This is a genomic window from Novipirellula aureliae, assembly GCF_007860185.1.
Lineage (GTDB): Bacteria > Planctomycetota > Planctomycetia > Pirellulales > Pirellulaceae > Novipirellula_A > Novipirellula_A aureliae.
In genome coordinates this window covers 100,802-115,509 of sequence record NZ_SJPY01000012.1, presented here as the reverse complement: position 1 = coordinate 115,509, position 14,708 = coordinate 100,802, and the positions used below count along the sequence as shown (strand labels likewise).

General features: G+C 51.6%; 15 protein-coding genes. 9 read left to right on the top strand and 6 right to left on the bottom strand.

The window, feature by feature from the left end:
- The 4 genes from Q31b_RS26645 to Q31b_RS26630 form a co-directional block, all read right to left on the bottom strand.
- On the bottom strand, positions 1–755 hold a 755-nt coding region (locus Q31b_RS26645), incomplete at its 3' end, for a flagellin (RefSeq protein WP_390622357.1).
- Positions 756–1,009: 254 nt separating this feature from the next.
- Complete coding sequence (locus Q31b_RS26640) at positions 1,010–1,879, bottom strand: kinase/pyrophosphorylase (RefSeq protein WP_146602714.1); 870 nt, start codon at positions 1,877–1,879, stop codon at positions 1,010–1,012.
- Between the two features lie 37 nt (positions 1,880–1,916).
- Positions 1,917–2,519 carry a DUF2585 family protein gene (locus Q31b_RS26635; protein ID WP_231617877.1) on the bottom strand — a complete coding sequence of 201 codons (603 nt, stop codon included), beginning with the start codon at positions 2,517–2,519 and terminating at the stop codon, positions 1,917–1,919.
- Positions 2,520–2,575: 56 nt separating this feature from the next.
- Positions 2,576–2,788 carry a hypothetical protein gene (locus Q31b_RS26630; protein WP_146602713.1) on the bottom strand — a complete coding sequence of 71 codons (213 nt, stop codon included), beginning with the start codon at positions 2,786–2,788 and terminating at the stop codon, positions 2,576–2,578.
- Positions 2,789–3,150: 362 nt separating this feature from the next.
- Between Q31b_RS26630 and Q31b_RS26625 the strand changes: the two genes are divergently transcribed.
- Positions 3,151–3,537, top strand: a complete 387-nt coding sequence (locus Q31b_RS26625; protein WP_146602712.1) for a hypothetical protein — start codon at positions 3,151–3,153, stop codon at positions 3,535–3,537.
- A gap of 35 nt (positions 3,538–3,572) precedes the next feature.
- On the opposite strand, the gene Q31b_RS26620 is transcribed toward Q31b_RS26625, so the two are convergent.
- Positions 3,573–5,594: an NAD(+) synthase gene (locus Q31b_RS26620; RefSeq protein WP_197172446.1), complete on the bottom strand. Its 2,022-nt coding sequence runs from the start codon at positions 5,592–5,594 to the stop codon at positions 3,573–3,575.
- Positions 5,595–5,764: 170 nt separating this feature from the next.
- Here Q31b_RS26620 and Q31b_RS26615 point away from each other — a divergent pair, with 170 nt between their 5' ends.
- Positions 5,765–6,145, top strand: a complete 381-nt coding sequence (locus tag Q31b_RS26615) for a heavy-metal-associated domain-containing protein (RefSeq protein WP_146602710.1) — start codon at positions 5,765–5,767, stop codon at positions 6,143–6,145.
- Between the two features lie 255 nt (positions 6,146–6,400).
- Positions 6,401–7,210 (top strand): sirohydrochlorin chelatase, encoded by an 810-nt coding sequence (locus Q31b_RS26610; protein WP_146602709.1) that lies wholly within the window; start codon positions 6,401–6,403, stop codon positions 7,208–7,210.
- On the opposite strand, the gene Q31b_RS26605 is transcribed toward Q31b_RS26610, so the two are convergent.
- Entirely contained in the window at positions 7,155–8,006 is an 852-nt protein-coding gene (locus Q31b_RS26605; protein WP_146602708.1) for a hypothetical protein, read from the bottom strand. The genes Q31b_RS26610 and Q31b_RS26605 overlap by 56 nt on opposite strands.
- A 45-nt stretch (positions 8,007–8,051) precedes the next feature.
- On the opposite strand from Q31b_RS26605, the gene Q31b_RS26600 reads away from it, so the two are divergent.
- The 6 genes from Q31b_RS26600 to Q31b_RS26575 all read left to right on the top strand — a co-directional run bounded on the left by Q31b_RS26600 (position 8,052) and on the right by Q31b_RS26575 (position 14,695).
- Positions 8,052–8,918: a hypothetical protein gene (locus tag Q31b_RS26600; protein ID WP_146602707.1), complete on the top strand. Its 867-nt coding sequence runs from the start codon at positions 8,052–8,054 to the stop codon at positions 8,916–8,918.
- 261 nt (positions 8,919–9,179) lie between these two features.
- Complete coding sequence (locus Q31b_RS26595; protein WP_146602706.1) at positions 9,180–10,445, top strand: LL-diaminopimelate aminotransferase; 1,266 nt, start codon at positions 9,180–9,182, stop codon at positions 10,443–10,445.
- Positions 10,420–10,881, top strand: coding sequence for a hypothetical protein (locus Q31b_RS26590; RefSeq protein WP_146602705.1), 462 nt, complete (start codon positions 10,420–10,422; stop codon positions 10,879–10,881). The genes Q31b_RS26595 and Q31b_RS26590 overlap by 26 nt, the downstream gene beginning before the upstream one ends.
- A gap of 259 nt (positions 10,882–11,140) precedes the next feature.
- Positions 11,141–12,751 carry a phytoene desaturase family protein gene (locus tag Q31b_RS26585; RefSeq protein ID WP_146602724.1) on the top strand — a complete coding sequence of 537 codons (1,611 nt, stop codon included), beginning with the start codon at positions 11,141–11,143 and terminating at the stop codon, positions 12,749–12,751.
- A gap of 10 nt (positions 12,752–12,761) precedes the next feature.
- Complete coding sequence (locus Q31b_RS26580; protein WP_146602704.1) at positions 12,762–13,568, top strand: lysophospholipid acyltransferase family protein; 807 nt, start codon at positions 12,762–12,764, stop codon at positions 13,566–13,568.
- A 5-nt stretch (positions 13,569–13,573) separates the two neighbouring features.
- Positions 13,574–14,695, top strand: a complete 1,122-nt coding sequence (locus Q31b_RS26575; RefSeq protein WP_231617876.1) for a glycosyltransferase family 2 protein — start codon at positions 13,574–13,576, stop codon at positions 14,693–14,695.
- Positions 14,696–14,708: the final 13 nt, after the last annotated feature.

Below are 14,708 nucleotides of genomic sequence, written 5' to 3'. Positions count from 1 at the left end.
TCGGACGTGATGTCCAAGGTCACGCCGTTGCCCGAGCCATCATCGAGGACAATGCTACCGACAGCGTTCACATCCGGATTGTCTTGCGAAAAGTTGATCGCAGCGGTTGCTTTCGCATCGACGGTCGTAGCGCCCGTCAGTTCAAGGGAACCGGTCGACTTGACAGCATCCGTCGCGGCTGGGATATCGGCAATCGTGACATTTGCTTGCTCCGCAGCAGCGGTGACTTGTACGGAAACTTTGAGGGAGCCAGTCGGACCAAGGTTGGCTTGATCGATTTGCAAGTTTGTGACTTTGTCGAAGTTGGTGCCCGCTTTGCTCAAGAAGTCCAAGCCACCGTCGAGTAGTTTTCGGCCTTGGAAGGTGGTCGTTTGGGCGATTCGGTTTATTGCCTCGAGGGAGCTGTCGATTTGCAGTTGGTTCGCTGCGATTTCATTATCGCTTAATGCACCTGTGTTAGCCGCTTCAACAACCAAACCGCGCACGTCGCTCAAGAGTGAACTGACCTGTCCAAGGGCAGAATCGGCGGTTGTAATGATTTGATTCGCACGGTTCGTATTGCTAATCGCTTTGTTGAAGCTGGTGATTTCACTTCGCAACGCTTCACTGGCAATCAAACCAGCCGGATCGTCTTTACCGCTGTTAATGCGAAGGCCCGTACTCAACCGAGTCATTGCTTCTTGCAAGTCGTCGTTGCTGCGCATTAAACGGTTCTGAGCCACAAGTGATGAAACGTTGGTGTTGATTCTGGTCATGGTCGTGCCCTGCTATCGTCATCCCTGAAATGGTTTAAATAAATCGCTTGGCCGGTATGGCTGTACGATTAGCCCGAACCCAAGCATTGACATTTGAGGCTATTTAGTGCCGAGTCAGGGGCGTTCGTTTTCATCGCCGTTACTGTGGATCGGCGAGAATGCTAGCGGACAATCAAGGACGTTGTCAAAAAGAAGTCGAATCGTGGCCGCAAGGCTCGCTGATCCGTTAGAGGCTGCATAACTAAACGTCGTCCTCAGCCCTTGGGACGATCTAAACCCAAAGCTTCCAGGACACGCACGACCGTTGCTTCGATCGGTTGGTCGGTGATGTCGACCATTTTGTATTTCCGCTGTCGGTATATTTGTTCAGCTTCCATGACTTCGCGGATAATGCTCTTCAAATCGGTATAGCGGTGCTCCACCGGACTTGCTTTTCGAATTGCCTTGTCGAACTTATTGATCGACATTCGGCGAGACCGGATCTCGTAAAGCCGCTTCGGTTGTATTGTCAATGCAACGGTCTTATCGCGATAACTCTTCTTGATCTCTTCAGGAATGCCCGACTCGATCGCGATCGAAACGTTTGCCACCTTAAACCCGAGTTCACCGAGCACAATCGATGTAGGTGTTTTACTAACTCGGCTAAGACCGATAAGGATAATGTCAGCTTCGCCGACGGTTTCAAGTCGCCGCGAGTCGTCGTGTTGAAGCGTAAACTCCAACGTATCGAGTCTGCGAAAGTACTCTTCGTCCAACCGGTTTGCTGGCTCAAACGCTGGTTCACAATTCGAAGCATCCGCAACAAAACGGATGACCGTATCCGTTAAACTGTATTCGGGTATTCCGCGGTCTTGGCAACGAACCCGGACCAACTGCGTCAACTCTGGGTTGAGCAGTGCGTGAAAAATCCAACAATCGCTGCCGCTCGCTTTCTTCAGAATCGCATCGATTTGTTCTGCGGAATCAATAAACGTATGCGTGACAATCTTAGTGGTTAAATGGGGGAATTGAGCAATCGCCGAATAGATTACCTGATTTGCCAAGCTACCAGTAGCTGCAGAGATTAGGTGCAGCGTGACCGATTTTTTACCGTTCGATTGATTTGCTTTTGTTGATTTCTTCATCCGCTAATCCGGTTGCTGAACTTTTGTCCTATAAACATCACTTGGCAATCAACGCAATGGCTGGTATCGATTCCGATTGCCAAATTCGGATCGCATCGATTGGATAAATTAACATGATCATGTTAACGATTAGAGAATCCCGAATCCAGAAGAGGCAAACCACTTCAAGGATGGAAACGGTAACGATGCTGGCCCGAAGCCGAAACGACGCTGCCGCGATTGCACCGATCAAACACATTAGATAGTCGCTTAAAGAATTCAAAATACTGTCGCCTGTATAATCAAGCGATATCGTTGCTTCACGATAACGATTGATCATCAAGGGCGTATTTTCGGCTACTTCCCAAACCGCTTCGATCGTAGCTATTAAGATGAAGATAGAGGAGCGGCTAATCTTGCCGCGAAACGCTAAAGAGAAAATGACCCACAGTGCCAATCCATGCTCAAGATGGGATAGCGAATAGGGATCTAGCAGGTGCTGTGAATTATGACGGGACCAGACATCCCAAGACCAAAGCGAAAGGTCACCCGCTTCACACCACCATATTCGACCCATCAAGGCCAATAAAACAACCATTGCCGTAGCGATGCCCGAAAGCACCACTACGAGATGGTTAAAGCGGTCATGACGAAATTTCATGTATCCGGCGTCTATCGTCGCACGGTTGGAGATAACCGTCTTCCTGAGCGGCAGTCTTACGGAGTTTCGCTATCGGGCGTCTCGGCACCGAGAGTCGTATTGCTGTCCGGAGTCTCGACACCCATCGTTGTGTTGGAATCGATCTCATCCACTTCTTCGGTGCCAATTGTGACATCGATCTCATCGGTTGCTGGTGGTTGGCAGCCAATCGCGAAAGTCAACATGCCAATTGCAGCGAAAGCCGTCAGTGTTGTTTGAAACATTTTCATCGAAAAATCCTCAGGTGTAAAGTGTTGAATGATCGCTTCGGATAGAAACGATCTTGAACCAGTTGGTCGAAGCAAGCGTTATTTTGAACACAACAAAGCGTCGTTGACAACACCTCCTCCATCCATTGTGGCGACAGTTTACGTGAAATTTGAAGGGGGGAACCCCAATAATCCTTAATTTCCGCGTTTAACACCGGGAATGTCGTAATAGTTTGCACCTGAGAATAATGGATACCCGCCTATTTTCCGATCTCCTCCCATTAGACATCCTAACCAATTGTAGCGACCTTCATCGTCTCGAAACGGTTGTGACGGATGCGATATTTTGACGCACCCTTTCGCCTAAATGATACAGAGAACCGATGAAAGTTAACATTCGCTTTGCAATCGCACTTCTCGTTGGCTCGCTTTCGCTGAGCGCCCCGCTTGAAGCTCCTGCACAACAACCCGATCGAATTACCGACGAATTGTTTGATTTCCAGTCTTCTGGGGATGAGGTGTCGGTGCATCGTGTGGAGGATTATTACTCCTTGCCAACCAGCCCGTCCGACCGATCTCGTACAGCGATGACGCCGGCAGAAATGCGAATGGCGAGAGCGATCTATCGGAAAGAGCAGCGAATTGCTCGACTCGAATATCGCGCATGGAACGGCTACGAACCATTAAGGCCAACCTGGAACGCTAACCCAATGACGTCGAGCCGCTATGGTCGATCGATTATCTACGTTCCGGTCTATGTCTACCATTAAGGGCGGCAAAGAAACAACTTGCGCATGGAACCAAATTATAGAAACGCGTCGGAGTCAGCGTCACTCGGCATACGCCAATCACCTCGCGGCGACAAACTGACCGAGCCTACTTTGGGGCCATCCGGGACGCAATTTCGTTTGAATTGGTTTTTGAAGAAACGGTCGAAGAAAACAGCTAGCGTTTTTTCGATCAACGAATTTTCAAACGGTTGACTAAAGCTTGCTTGCTTTGCCAAAAACAAGATCTTTTCTCGGCGAAAGCCGTACCGAACAAACTGGTACAGAAAAAAATCGTGCAACTCGTAGGCGCCGATTGATGCTTCCGTTTCTTGGCGGATCGATCCATCGGCTGCGGGTGGCAAAAGCTCGGGTGAAATCGGTGTGTCGGCAACGCGATGCAGTAGCTCGGTTGTCGGGTCTTCATGGTAATGATCGGCAGCAAACCGGACGAGGAAGCGAACGAGTGTTTTGGGAATCGATGTGTTGACGTTGTACATCGAAATATGGTCCGCATTGTAAGTGCACCACCCGAGCGCCTGCTCACTCATATCGCCCGTTCCGAGTACAAAACCTCGACTCATTAGCAGCATGGTGCGAATCCTGGCTTGGACGTTTTCAAACGTCAAATCTCCTCGGTCCGATGGGACATCGCGAAGCGATTCTTGCAGCGATTCGGCGGTGGTTGACGAATCAATCGATATTCCAAGTGGTTTATGCCGAATCGCTAAAAAGGTATTCAAGCACAGATCGCGGATATCAATCGTTTCGCCCGTAATCCCCGTCAGTTTGATTAAATCATTCGCACTCGTTTTCGTATGCTCCGTCGTTCCAAATCCAGGCATTGTCAAGCCGATAATGGAACGACGGGGACGCTGCATCGCATCGCATGCACGTAGCGCGACCAATAGGGCCAACGTGCTGTCGAGACCACCGCTGATACCAATCGCAAGCGGAGTTGTCTCGGGTAATCGCGCCAAACGTTTTGTTAGGGCAACGGTCTGCATCGCGAAAATTTCTTCGCAGCGGGATTCGAGTTCCGCCGACTGTTTCGGGACGAACGGATGGGCGTCCACTTTTCGCAGCAGTGTGGCTCTCGGCTGTAGATCCTCTCGGTTGCTTCGCAACGGACCTCTCGATAAGTCGACGCGTCGATACTCGGTTTGCAGCGATTGTTTGCCGTCATCGAATGATCCGATGACCTGGCGATCGTGAGCGAGTTTTTGCAGATCAACATCGCACGTGACGACCGTCTCGGTTTGACTCGTCGGACGCTCAGCCAGCAGCGATCTCGCTTCGTCCAACAAAACGCCATCCTCGGCAATCAAACAATGACCACCGAATACCAGGTCGCTACTCGATTCGCCGGGACCGGCGGAAGCGTAGGCATAAGCGGCGATACAGCGACCTGATTGGCTTCGAAGCAGATCGCGTCGCCAAGCTGCCTTGCCAATCGTATCGTTGCTAGCCGATAAGTTGACCAACACATTGGCTCCGGCTAACGCGGCTCGGCTTGAGGGAGGGATTGGTGTCCAAAGGTCCTCGCATATCTCAACGGCAATCACGGCGTCACCAAACGCAAACAGCAAGTCGGTGCCAAATGGAATGGCTTGACCGTCAACGATCACGTGCGGAGGATCATGTCGTGATGCGGGACGAAAATGCCGCCCTTCGTAGAACTCGCGATAAGTGGGAAGATATGACTTCGGAACGATCCCTTTGATCCGCCCTGCGTGAAGGACTGCGGCCACGTTCATCAATGAATCGTCGATGCGAAACGGCAAACCGACGACGATGATTTGATTGTGTGACGCGCTGGATTCGGCAATCCGAACCAGTTCAACCATCGTGGCATCGATCAACGAATCGGCCGCGAACAAATCACCACAGGTGTATCCGGTCAATCCCAGCTCGGGAAATAGTACCAAATCGGAGTCAAGCTTGTCGATCAATTGCATCGTCGCACGACCATTCGCCTCGGGATTAGCAACCGAGACGGCAGGCGAAGCTGCTGAGATTCGAAAAAAACCGTGCCGTGTCAAAACGTTTGGCCTAAAAATTAAAGGGTGAAGTTGGTAGTAACCATTGATGGATTGGGATTCGCCAGAATTCCCGCCCCTTTGGAATTCTAGCGAATACCCCGACAGACTTCCCGACGGGGCGACCAAACGATATACTACACCAGATCTGTTTAGACCCCTCGAACTGAGTTAAAAAGAAGAGAAAAATCATGCGATCTTTTGCTTATGCAATCGCAGCCATTGCTGCAGTTGGGATTATTGTGGCCATCGCTCGAATGCCATATCAACCCCCAGACGGTGGTTCACAAACGGGTTCGATTGTTGGATTGGTTAGTAACGAGGTGATGGAAACGGAGGGTGATTTGACATTGGCCGTTCCTGAGATGAGTTGCGTTATGTCCTGCTATCCGAAGGTCAAGAAGGCACTCGAGTCCACCGAAGGCGTCGAATCCGTCGAATTGGATACGCAGAAAGAGGAGGGGATCATTGACAATCGCCAAGTCGTTGTCCATTACAAGCCCGGCTTCGAAGTCTCTGCTGCAATCGCCAGTCTGAAGCAGAGCGGCTACACGAGTTCACCCGTCGAGTAACGTAGGCTGGATCAATCGCTAGGCTGGGCATAGGCTGCTCATGACTTGCTGTTTACGTAAAAATGAAGTTACGCAGTTTTTGTTCCAGCTATTCCTCTCTACGTCAAAGGCGTTCCGTAGCGTAGCCCAATCTAGGTGGAGGATAGCAGGGAGAGAATTTGTTATTCGATAATTGTTATTCGGAAATTGTTATTGTTAGAGGCGAAAACACGGTCCGACGACGAGCCGGTAGTCTAACGCAATAGAAAATGACAAATGACAAATGACAAGTATCAAGGAGTTCTGTTGGTTGGTCATGGAACCCGCGACGCTCAAGGAACGAAGCAGTTCTTCGATTTGGGCGAGCTGCTCAAGATGGAGTTGACGGGATTTTGCGTCGAACCCTGTTTGCTAGAGTTTCAATCGCCGACGATCCCCGACGCCTGGGATCGGTTGCTCGAACGCGACATTAAGAGAATCTGTGTCGCTCCGCTGCTCCTGTTTGCTGCGGGCCATGCGAAGCAAGATATTCCTGAGATCGTGATGGAGTTGCACGATCGAACACCCGACGTCGAAGTGACTCAGGCTCGCCCGATTTCTCGACAATCGGCAATGATCGAACTGGCGTGTGCGCACCTTCGTCACGCAATGGATAAACAGCAATGGTCGGCCGATGCAGTGACTCTCGTTACCGTTGGCCGAGGCAGTTACGATCCATGTGCTCAGGCCGATATGCGAGTGCTTGGATCGATCGTGGCGTCTAAATTGTCAGTAGGCGATCACCACAATGCGTTTTATGCGATGGCTGAACCAAAGCTTCCCGATGTGCTCGATCTGATCGCGCGTTTGCGCCCAGGTGGAAGCACGAATTCGATCTTAGTTCACCCACACCTACTGTTTGATGGGCGGCTCTATCAAGCGATCCAAAGGCAGGTCAACGAGTTCCGAGATCGGCATCCAGAAATTCCAATCCATTTGTCGTCCTATCTAGGAGCCGACAAGTTGGTTGCCCAAGCGATGGCGGATCGAGTCAAGTCGGCGCTTGATCTTGCTGTGCACACCCCATCGCTCCCGCTAACGCGGTAAGGCCGATCGAGGTGGCATAGCTTAGAAAAATGGCTAGGTAAAAAAGAATGTAATCGAAATGCTTTTTGTCCTTGATCGCTAGGCTACCATCGCCATTTAACATCTGCGAAAATGAACATTCTGCATAATCCAATCCGATCGGACCGATGACGATCATTAGGATCGCTAAACCGAACCATCCCAACGAGCTATGGAAATGTTTGTTGAGCACGGCTTTGGCCACCACACCGCCGGTCAGTGGCATAAAGAACCAAAGCCCGATCAAGACAAACCAATACTGATCAGCCCGAGTGGGTTCATCAAACCAGCGAGCGAATACCATCAACAGGGCGGCGGTGGTGGTGAAGATAAGGATGCCACCAATGGAAAACTGCCTCTTCGTCTGACACACCGTCCGATCGGCTTCGTTGAAGAAAGGAATATTCATCCAACCAAATAGCAGATTGTGGCTTAGAATGAAGCCAGCACAATTTGCGAGCGAAAACGGCCAGGATTCATACGAAATCAGCGCAGACAATACCGCCGACAACAAGAGGGCGGCCCCACCTTGGATTGAGTAACGAATCCATTGACGATTTATCGCAGTGGCAATCCAGCAGACCGCAGATAACGATCCAAAGAGGGAGCCGACAAAACAACAATGGATAAAAAAGAGGGGCGTTGAATACAAGACGTGTCTGGGCCATGCCCCGCTCTGCCAAATTCCCAAGCCGGCACTCAGCACGATACCCCCCAAAAAAAGCAACCCAAGCGTCTTTCGGTTTAACGCGAGTGTGCAGTAGTTTGGACCAGTCATGTTGTGTACGATCGATGAAAAATTGAAAGCAGGCACCCTGAGATCATGGATGTTACCATTAAATCAAGAACCCCCAAACCGAGCGAGCCGGAAACGGTCGTAACGGAACCGCTGATTGCGGTACTCGGACATCCAATTGCCGGGAATCCATCACAATTCGCGCTCGAACGTGCATTTGAATCGCTTCAACGCGATTGGCGAGTGATTTCGTTTGACGTCGAACCCGATGATTTGCATGTCGCATTGTCAGGCTTGGATGTGCTCGGCATCAATGGCATTTTGTTGGGAACCGAATTGGCCGAACATGCGGCGCGTTGGTTTAACGAGCAAACACGGGAGAGTACCTCTGCGAAGCAAACCGCTGAACAGCAAGTTTCGCAGTCAACGCGTATCGACTGTTTCTACCGGGCTGTTCAAGAGACGAATGTGGCAACGCTCCTTGCCACCGACGCCCAGTCAGACTGGCTCGCCGAGCAAATCGAAGCCTATTTCGATGAGCACGATTCCGGCATACCTCCTCAAGTGTGCCTTATTGGTGAAACGACACTCCATATCGGAAAATGGATGAGCGAAAAACGATCGGATGTGAAAATCGTTCAGTTGAGAGACGAGTCCGAGCAGTTTTGTGCCGACTCGATTGCAGGTTCGAGTGTTTTTCTGATCGGAAATCAAAAGCCCGACGCAAACTTGCTCGATTGGGACGATTGGTTGGTCAGCCCCGAGTCCTCGTTGGTGTTTGACTTCACCGATGGCTACGATACGCTCGATCGATTATTGGAGTCGGGTCGCAACGTTGTCACCTCGCAACAATGCTACGCTGGCGTACTGAGTAAATGTATCAATCAGTGGCTTGGAGAATGTCCGCCGATCGAGGTGATTCAAGATGCGATGGAAGAATACATGGCCGTGTGAGTTTCCTGTCGTCTCGTCGGCGTTGCATGTTGGCGTATCAGGTGCCGATCGTCTTCTGGGTATTTGTTGAAGATCCTCATCACGGCGGAGCTTTCATCTCGTTCCGCTGCTTTGGACGAAACAGCAATGCTGATGGCGATGGGGCCGATTGGCTGCCTGAGAAAATTGTTTTCAGAGCCGTTCGCAATCTGCTAGAAAACGCTAAACTTTGAGTCCAAGAATTCCATTCCAATCACTCGTGTTCTGCAACTTTCTATTAGTATGTCGACTGAAACTTCTGAAAAAAACAACGTTGATCCATATTTCCAAGCCTTGTTTGCGGACCGCATCGGGGGTGCAAGCTACGGTAAGGACACTGAGATCTATAAATTCGAGAAGATCAAACGGGCGAAACGCAAAGCGCTTAGCGACCATCCTGGGCGAAAATTGCTCGATTTTGGTATCGGCGAGAACGATTCGATGGCCGATTCGCGGGTTCGCGAGGTCATGAACCAAGAAGTCAACAAAACGGAAAACCGTGGGTACGCCGATAACGGCATCGCGGAATATAAGGAGGCGGCGGCGCGGTTCATGAAACGACATTTCGATGTGTCGCTCGACCCCGCCACTCAAATCAACCACTCGATCGGCAGCAAGCCAGCCTACGCGATGCTGCCTGCCTGCTTCATCAATCCAGGCGACGTGACGATGATGACCGTGCCCGGCTACCCCGTCGCTGGCACTCACACGCGTTACTATGGCGGTGAGGTATTTAAGTTGCCGCTGTTGGCGGAGAATGGCTTCTTACCCGATCTTGATTCCGTGCCGGACGACATCTATCGCCGCACGAAGATGTTGGTTTTGAATTACCCTAACTCGCCCACCGGTGCAACGGCGACACGCGAATTCTACGAAAAGGTCGTGGCTCTGGCGAAAGCAAAACAGTTTATCGTCGTACAGGATGCGGCTCACATCATGTTGTCGTTTGACGGCCCGCCGCTCAGCTTTCTGCAAACCCCTGGAGCGATCGATGTCGGCGTCGAAGTCCATTCGATGAGTAAGGGTTATGATATGATTGGTTGGCGGATGGGCTTTGTTTGTGGACATGAACGGATTGTGTCCGCTTTCGCTGATGTCAAGGACAACAGTGATAGTGGCCAATTTATGGCTATTCAAAAAGCGGCCGCTGCCGCTCTCGATGACGATTCGATTCCGACTCGAATTCAAGCGAAGTACAAGCGACGGTTGGAAAAATTGGTCGCTTCGCTCAAACGGTGCGGGTTCGATTGCAATGTGCCTGGTGGTACCTATTTTCTATACGCAAAGTCACCTTCGGGAACCGAGGGTGGGGAAACATTTGCAAAAGCAGAAGACGCGACTCGACATCTGATCGAGCAATTTGGCATCGTGACCGTGCCTTGGGATGATGCGGGATCGTTCTTGCGATTCAGTGTCACCTACGTGGCCGATACCGAAGCGGAAGAGGACGCCTTGATGCAAGAAACCGAAAAACGCCTAGGCGATGCTGGTTTGGTTTGGAATAAGTAGCAGCGTCTCGCCGAGACGCTGGAAATTCCGAGTCTCGGAGAGACTCGGCTACGGGGGTGCTGGAAAGTCCGAGTCTCGGCGAGACTCGGCTACGGGGGTGCTGGAAAGTTCGAGTCTCGGCGAGACTCGGCTACGGGGGTGCTGGAAAGTTCGAGTCTCGGAGAGACTCGGCTACGGGGGTGCTGGAAAGTTCGAGTCTCGGAGAGACTCGGCTACGGTGGGGCTGGAAAGTTCGAGTCTCGGAGAGACTCGGCTACGGGGGTGCTGGAAAGTTCGAGTCTGGGCGAGACTCGGCTACGGTGGGGCTGGAAAGTTCGAGTCTCGGCGAGACTCGGCTACGGTGGGGCTGGAAAGTTCGAGTCTCGGCGAGACTCGGCTACGGGGGGGCTGGAAAGTTCGAGTCTCGGAGAGACTCGGCTACGGGGGTGCTGGATAGTTCGAGTCTCGGCGAGACTCGGCTACGGGGGTGCTGGAAAGTTCGAGTCTCGGCGAGACTCGGCTACGGGGGTGCTGGATCGTCCGAGTCTCGGAGAGACTCGGCTACGGGGGTGCTGGAAAGTTCGAGTCTCGGCGAGACTCGGCTACGGGGGTGCTGGAAAGTCCGAGTCTGGGCGAGACTTGGCTACGGGGGTGCTGCTTGCTAAGGTCATTGTGGTGAGTCTCTCTTTTTTTGCAAATACAAGAATCCCATGATGATGGACGAAAAATATATCCCTGAGTATGGAGTCGAGGGTGAAAAGAAGCGATCGAGTCGGACCCAGCAGGTGATTGTAATCGGCAGCGGTTTGGCAGGATTGGCTTCCGCTTGTGTTTTAGCAGCGCGCGGACACGCGGTAACGGTTCTCGAAAAGAATGATTGGTTTGGGGGCAAAGCAGCCGTGCTCAATGCAGACGGTTATCGCTTTGACATGGGGCCAACCATTTTGACGCTGCCGAGCGTGTTGAGGCGAGTTTTTTCGGAAGCTGACCGCGATCTGGACGATTACCTCGAGCTGATCCGCTTGGACCCCCAGTGGCGATGTTTTTTCGAGAGCGATAGTGACCGTTCGGGTGACAGCAGGTTTGACGAGCAGGCCAATGTGCTCGATTTGGTTGCCGACGTTGATTCGATGGCGCAAAACATCTTCAAATTCACGTCTTCGCAGAAAGACGCCGATGGCTATCGTCGCTTTCTAAAGATGAGCGAACAACTCCACGGTGTTTCCGATCGATTCTACTTCTGGAAATCAATCGGCGGTATCCGCGATACCATCGATGTAGGGGGGGCGTTTTCAGCAGCTGTTTTGAAGGATGTGATGTCGCTGAAGATGGGCAAGAGTGTTGCATCGGTCGTTCGTTCCCACGTTCCCGACAAACGGGTTGCCCAGATGGTGGACCACTTCACCCAATACGTCGGATCGTCCCCGTATGCATCGCCTGCTGTTCTTTGTGGAATCGCTCATATGCAAACGGAGGAAGGTATTTGGTATCCCGTTGGTGGTACGCGAGCGGTCCCGGAAGCACTGACGAAACTGGCACTCGATCTTGGTGTCACGATGCGGTGTGGCACCGACGTGATGCGGATCACTTCTGAGAATGGACGTGTGACAGGCGTCGTCACGGCCAATAACGAAAGCATTCGTGCTACGGCGGTCGTCAGTAATTGTGATGCTGTTCGGACTTATCGCGAACTACTTGACGGAACGCCTCAATCCGAAAAATTCGAACGCAAGAATCATTACGAAGCCGCTTGCAGCGGAGTCGTATTGTACCTAGGACTCAATCGCCGCTACAAACATTTGTTGCACCATAACTTTGTCTTTTCTCGAGATCCCGAAGTAGAGTTTGACTTCATTTACAACAAAGGCGAACCAGCTCCCGATCCAAGTGCCTACGTATGCGCTCCGGCGATTAGCGAACCAGAGGTAGCACCAGCCGATGGCGAAGCCCTTTACGTGCTGGTCCACACCCCTTATCTGCGGAGCAATCACGATTGGAAACAAATGCTTCCTGGCTACCGAGAGGTGATTCTCAACAAATTAGAGCGAACGGGTGGATTGGAAAACATTCGCGATGCGATTGTCTACGAATCGGCGTTGACGCCTGAAGACATTCACCATCGCTATCGCGTACTGGACGGCGCGATCTACGGTTTGGCCAGTCATGGGCGATTTGTGGGAGCATTCAAACCAGCGAATCGGCGGACCGATTTCGCAGGGCTTTACTTGGCCGGGGGGGCGGCCCACCCAGGCCCCGGAATGCCGATGGTCTTGATGAGTGGATGGATTGCGGCCGATTCCTTAGACCAAGATTCGACAACGTTCTAAGGCGTCAAACATGCAACACTCTGCCATCCGCCAAGAACCTCCGCCGGTTTCCCTTTGGCTACAAAGCGGTTTCCGCTCCTTCATCCGCGGCTACCTTCGTCGGCACTTCCATAGCATTGCCGTTGTCGATAATGATGTGTGGAATTTTGTTTTCCCCGAAGATCAGCCTTTGATTTTCTATTGCAATCATCCCTCGTGGTGGGACCCGCTTTTAGTTCATTTTTTTAATGAAACCCGATTCCCAAAGCGACAATTTTACGCTCCGATCGATGCCGACGCACTCGAACAGTATCAAGTCTTCAAGAAGCTTGGCTTTTATGGCGTTTCCTTAAACTCGCTTAGAGGAGCGAGCGTCTTTTTAGAACAGAGTCGAGCGATTATTTCTGCTTCCAATACCGTGCTTTGGATTACGCCAGAGGGGCGTTTTTCGGATGTTCGTGACCGGAGTGCTCCCTTCATGCCCGGCCTTGCCCATCTTTGCAGTGGTCTCGACCATGGTTTCGTCGTCCCAATGTCTCTCGAGTATGCGTTCTGGGAAGAACGTTTGCCCGAAGTGCTCTGCAAAATGGGTGCATTCATCGACGTTGCTAAGTCGGGTCAGATGACAAAGAGCGAATGGCAGATTCGATTGACGGGTGAACTACGAAAAACGCAAGCCGATTTGGCAGCTTTAGTCATCTCGCGTGACTCAAAGCCCTTTCGAAATCTGCTATCGGGTAAAAAGGGCAGCGGTCCAATGTACGATACGATGCGCCGGATCCGCGCCCTGCTGGCGGGAAAACGCTTGAAGGCGTCACATGGAAAACAGTTCGAATAATGTCAATGAGCACCCTCTTGGCGATCATGGGCTTGCTCTTGTCTGCGATTCCTGCCGCGACGTTTCTTCGCAATCTGCCCTTGTTTTTGTTCCAACCGTGCAAGGCAAATCATGCAGGCAATGTAAAAGTGTCGGTTCTGATACCGGCTCGAAACGAAGAAGAGTCGATTACTGAGTGCGTCGAATCGGTACTAAAGAGTCGAAACGTCGAAATTGAAGTTGTTGTTCTCGATGATCATAGCGCTGATGCAACAGCGGATCGCGTTGCAGAGATCGCGGCGTCGGATTCGCGAGTCCGCTGCGTGAACGGGAAGCCACTTCCAGAAAATTGGAATGGGAAACAATATGCCTGTTATCAGTTGGCTGCCGAAGCTGGCTTCCACTGGTTGCTATTCTTAGATGCGGACGTTCGCCTGTCTGATACAGCGGTATCAAATCTCGTTCAGCGAATGCAGCGCACGAACGTCGCTCTGTTAAGTTCGTTCCCACATCAAGAGACAGGAACGATCCTCGAAAAACTCTTGATCCCACTGATGCACTATGTACTGTTAGGATTTCTTCCTTTTGCGCGGATGCGGATGAGCAAATCGCCAGCGTACGCGGCTGGTTGCGGCCAACTGTTTTTAACGAAGAAGGGGGATTACAAGAGTGCCGGAACTCACGAGGCGATTCGCTCGTCGCGCCACGATGGCTTAAAACTGCCGCGGATTTACCGCAAAGCCAATTTGGCGACGGATGTCATTGATGGAAGCGATTTGGCTCGATGCCGAATGTACCGAAGCGGCGGAGAGGTCATTCGGGGACTGCTGAAAAACGCTACCGAGGGAATCGCCAGTCCCGTTTTGATCGTTCCATTTAGTATGCTGTTCATCGGCGCGAATGTCGTACCAATCGTTGCGCTCGTGTTGGCAATCATTGCAAAGTCGACGCTAGGGATCGTCGTCGCAACCGCGGCTGTCTTTGTTTCTTTACTGCCAAGGGTGATGGCAGCACGATCACTGAAGCAACCGTGGATCGGTGTCGTTTTGCATAGCTTGTCGATCGTTATCTTTATTGCGATCCAGTGGATTGCCTTGGCTCAGCAGTTGATTGGAAGAAGAACGGCTTGGCGTGGCCGCGTGTCGTAGATGTTGCGTCGAA

Excerpts from the sequence above, each read along its gene's own strand:
- Q31b_RS26625 (WP_146602712.1), top strand. The coding sequence starts at position 3,151 with ATGAAAGTTAACATTCGCTTTGCAATCGCACTTCTCGTTGGCTCGCTT.
- Q31b_RS26580 (WP_146602704.1), top strand. The coding sequence starts at position 12,762 with ATGCAACACTCTGCCATCCGCCAAGAACCTCCGCCGGTTTCCCTTTGG.
- Q31b_RS26575 (WP_231617876.1), top strand. The coding sequence starts at position 13,574 with ATGAGCACCCTCTTGGCGATCATGGGCTTGCTCTTGTCTGCGATTCCT.
- Q31b_RS26590 (WP_146602705.1), top strand. The coding sequence starts at position 10,420 with ATGCTGGTTTGGTTTGGAATAAGTAGCAGCGTCTCGCCGAGACGCTGG.
- Q31b_RS26585 (WP_146602724.1), top strand. The coding sequence starts at position 11,141 with ATGGACGAAAAATATATCCCTGAGTATGGAGTCGAGGGTGAAAAGAAG.
- Q31b_RS26635 (WP_231617877.1), bottom strand. The coding sequence starts at position 2,519 with ATGAAATTTCGTCATGACCGCTTTAACCATCTCGTAGTGGTGCTTTCG.
- Q31b_RS26600 (WP_146602707.1), top strand. The coding sequence starts at position 8,052 with ATGGATGTTACCATTAAATCAAGAACCCCCAAACCGAGCGAGCCGGAA.
- Q31b_RS26640 (WP_146602714.1), bottom strand. The coding sequence starts at position 1,879 with ATGAAGAAATCAACAAAAGCAAATCAATCGAACGGTAAAAAATCGGTC.
- Q31b_RS26605 (WP_146602708.1), bottom strand. The coding sequence starts at position 8,006 with ATGACTGGTCCAAACTACTGCACACTCGCGTTAAACCGAAAGACGCTT.
- Q31b_RS26595 (WP_146602706.1), top strand. The coding sequence starts at position 9,180 with ATGTCGACTGAAACTTCTGAAAAAAACAACGTTGATCCATATTTCCAA.
- Q31b_RS26630 (WP_146602713.1), bottom strand. The coding sequence starts at position 2,788 with ATGAAAATGTTTCAAACAACACTGACGGCTTTCGCTGCAATTGGCATG.
- Q31b_RS26615 (WP_146602710.1), top strand. The coding sequence starts at position 5,765 with ATGCGATCTTTTGCTTATGCAATCGCAGCCATTGCTGCAGTTGGGATT.
- Q31b_RS26610 (WP_146602709.1), top strand. The coding sequence starts at position 6,401 with ATGACAAATGACAAGTATCAAGGAGTTCTGTTGGTTGGTCATGGAACC.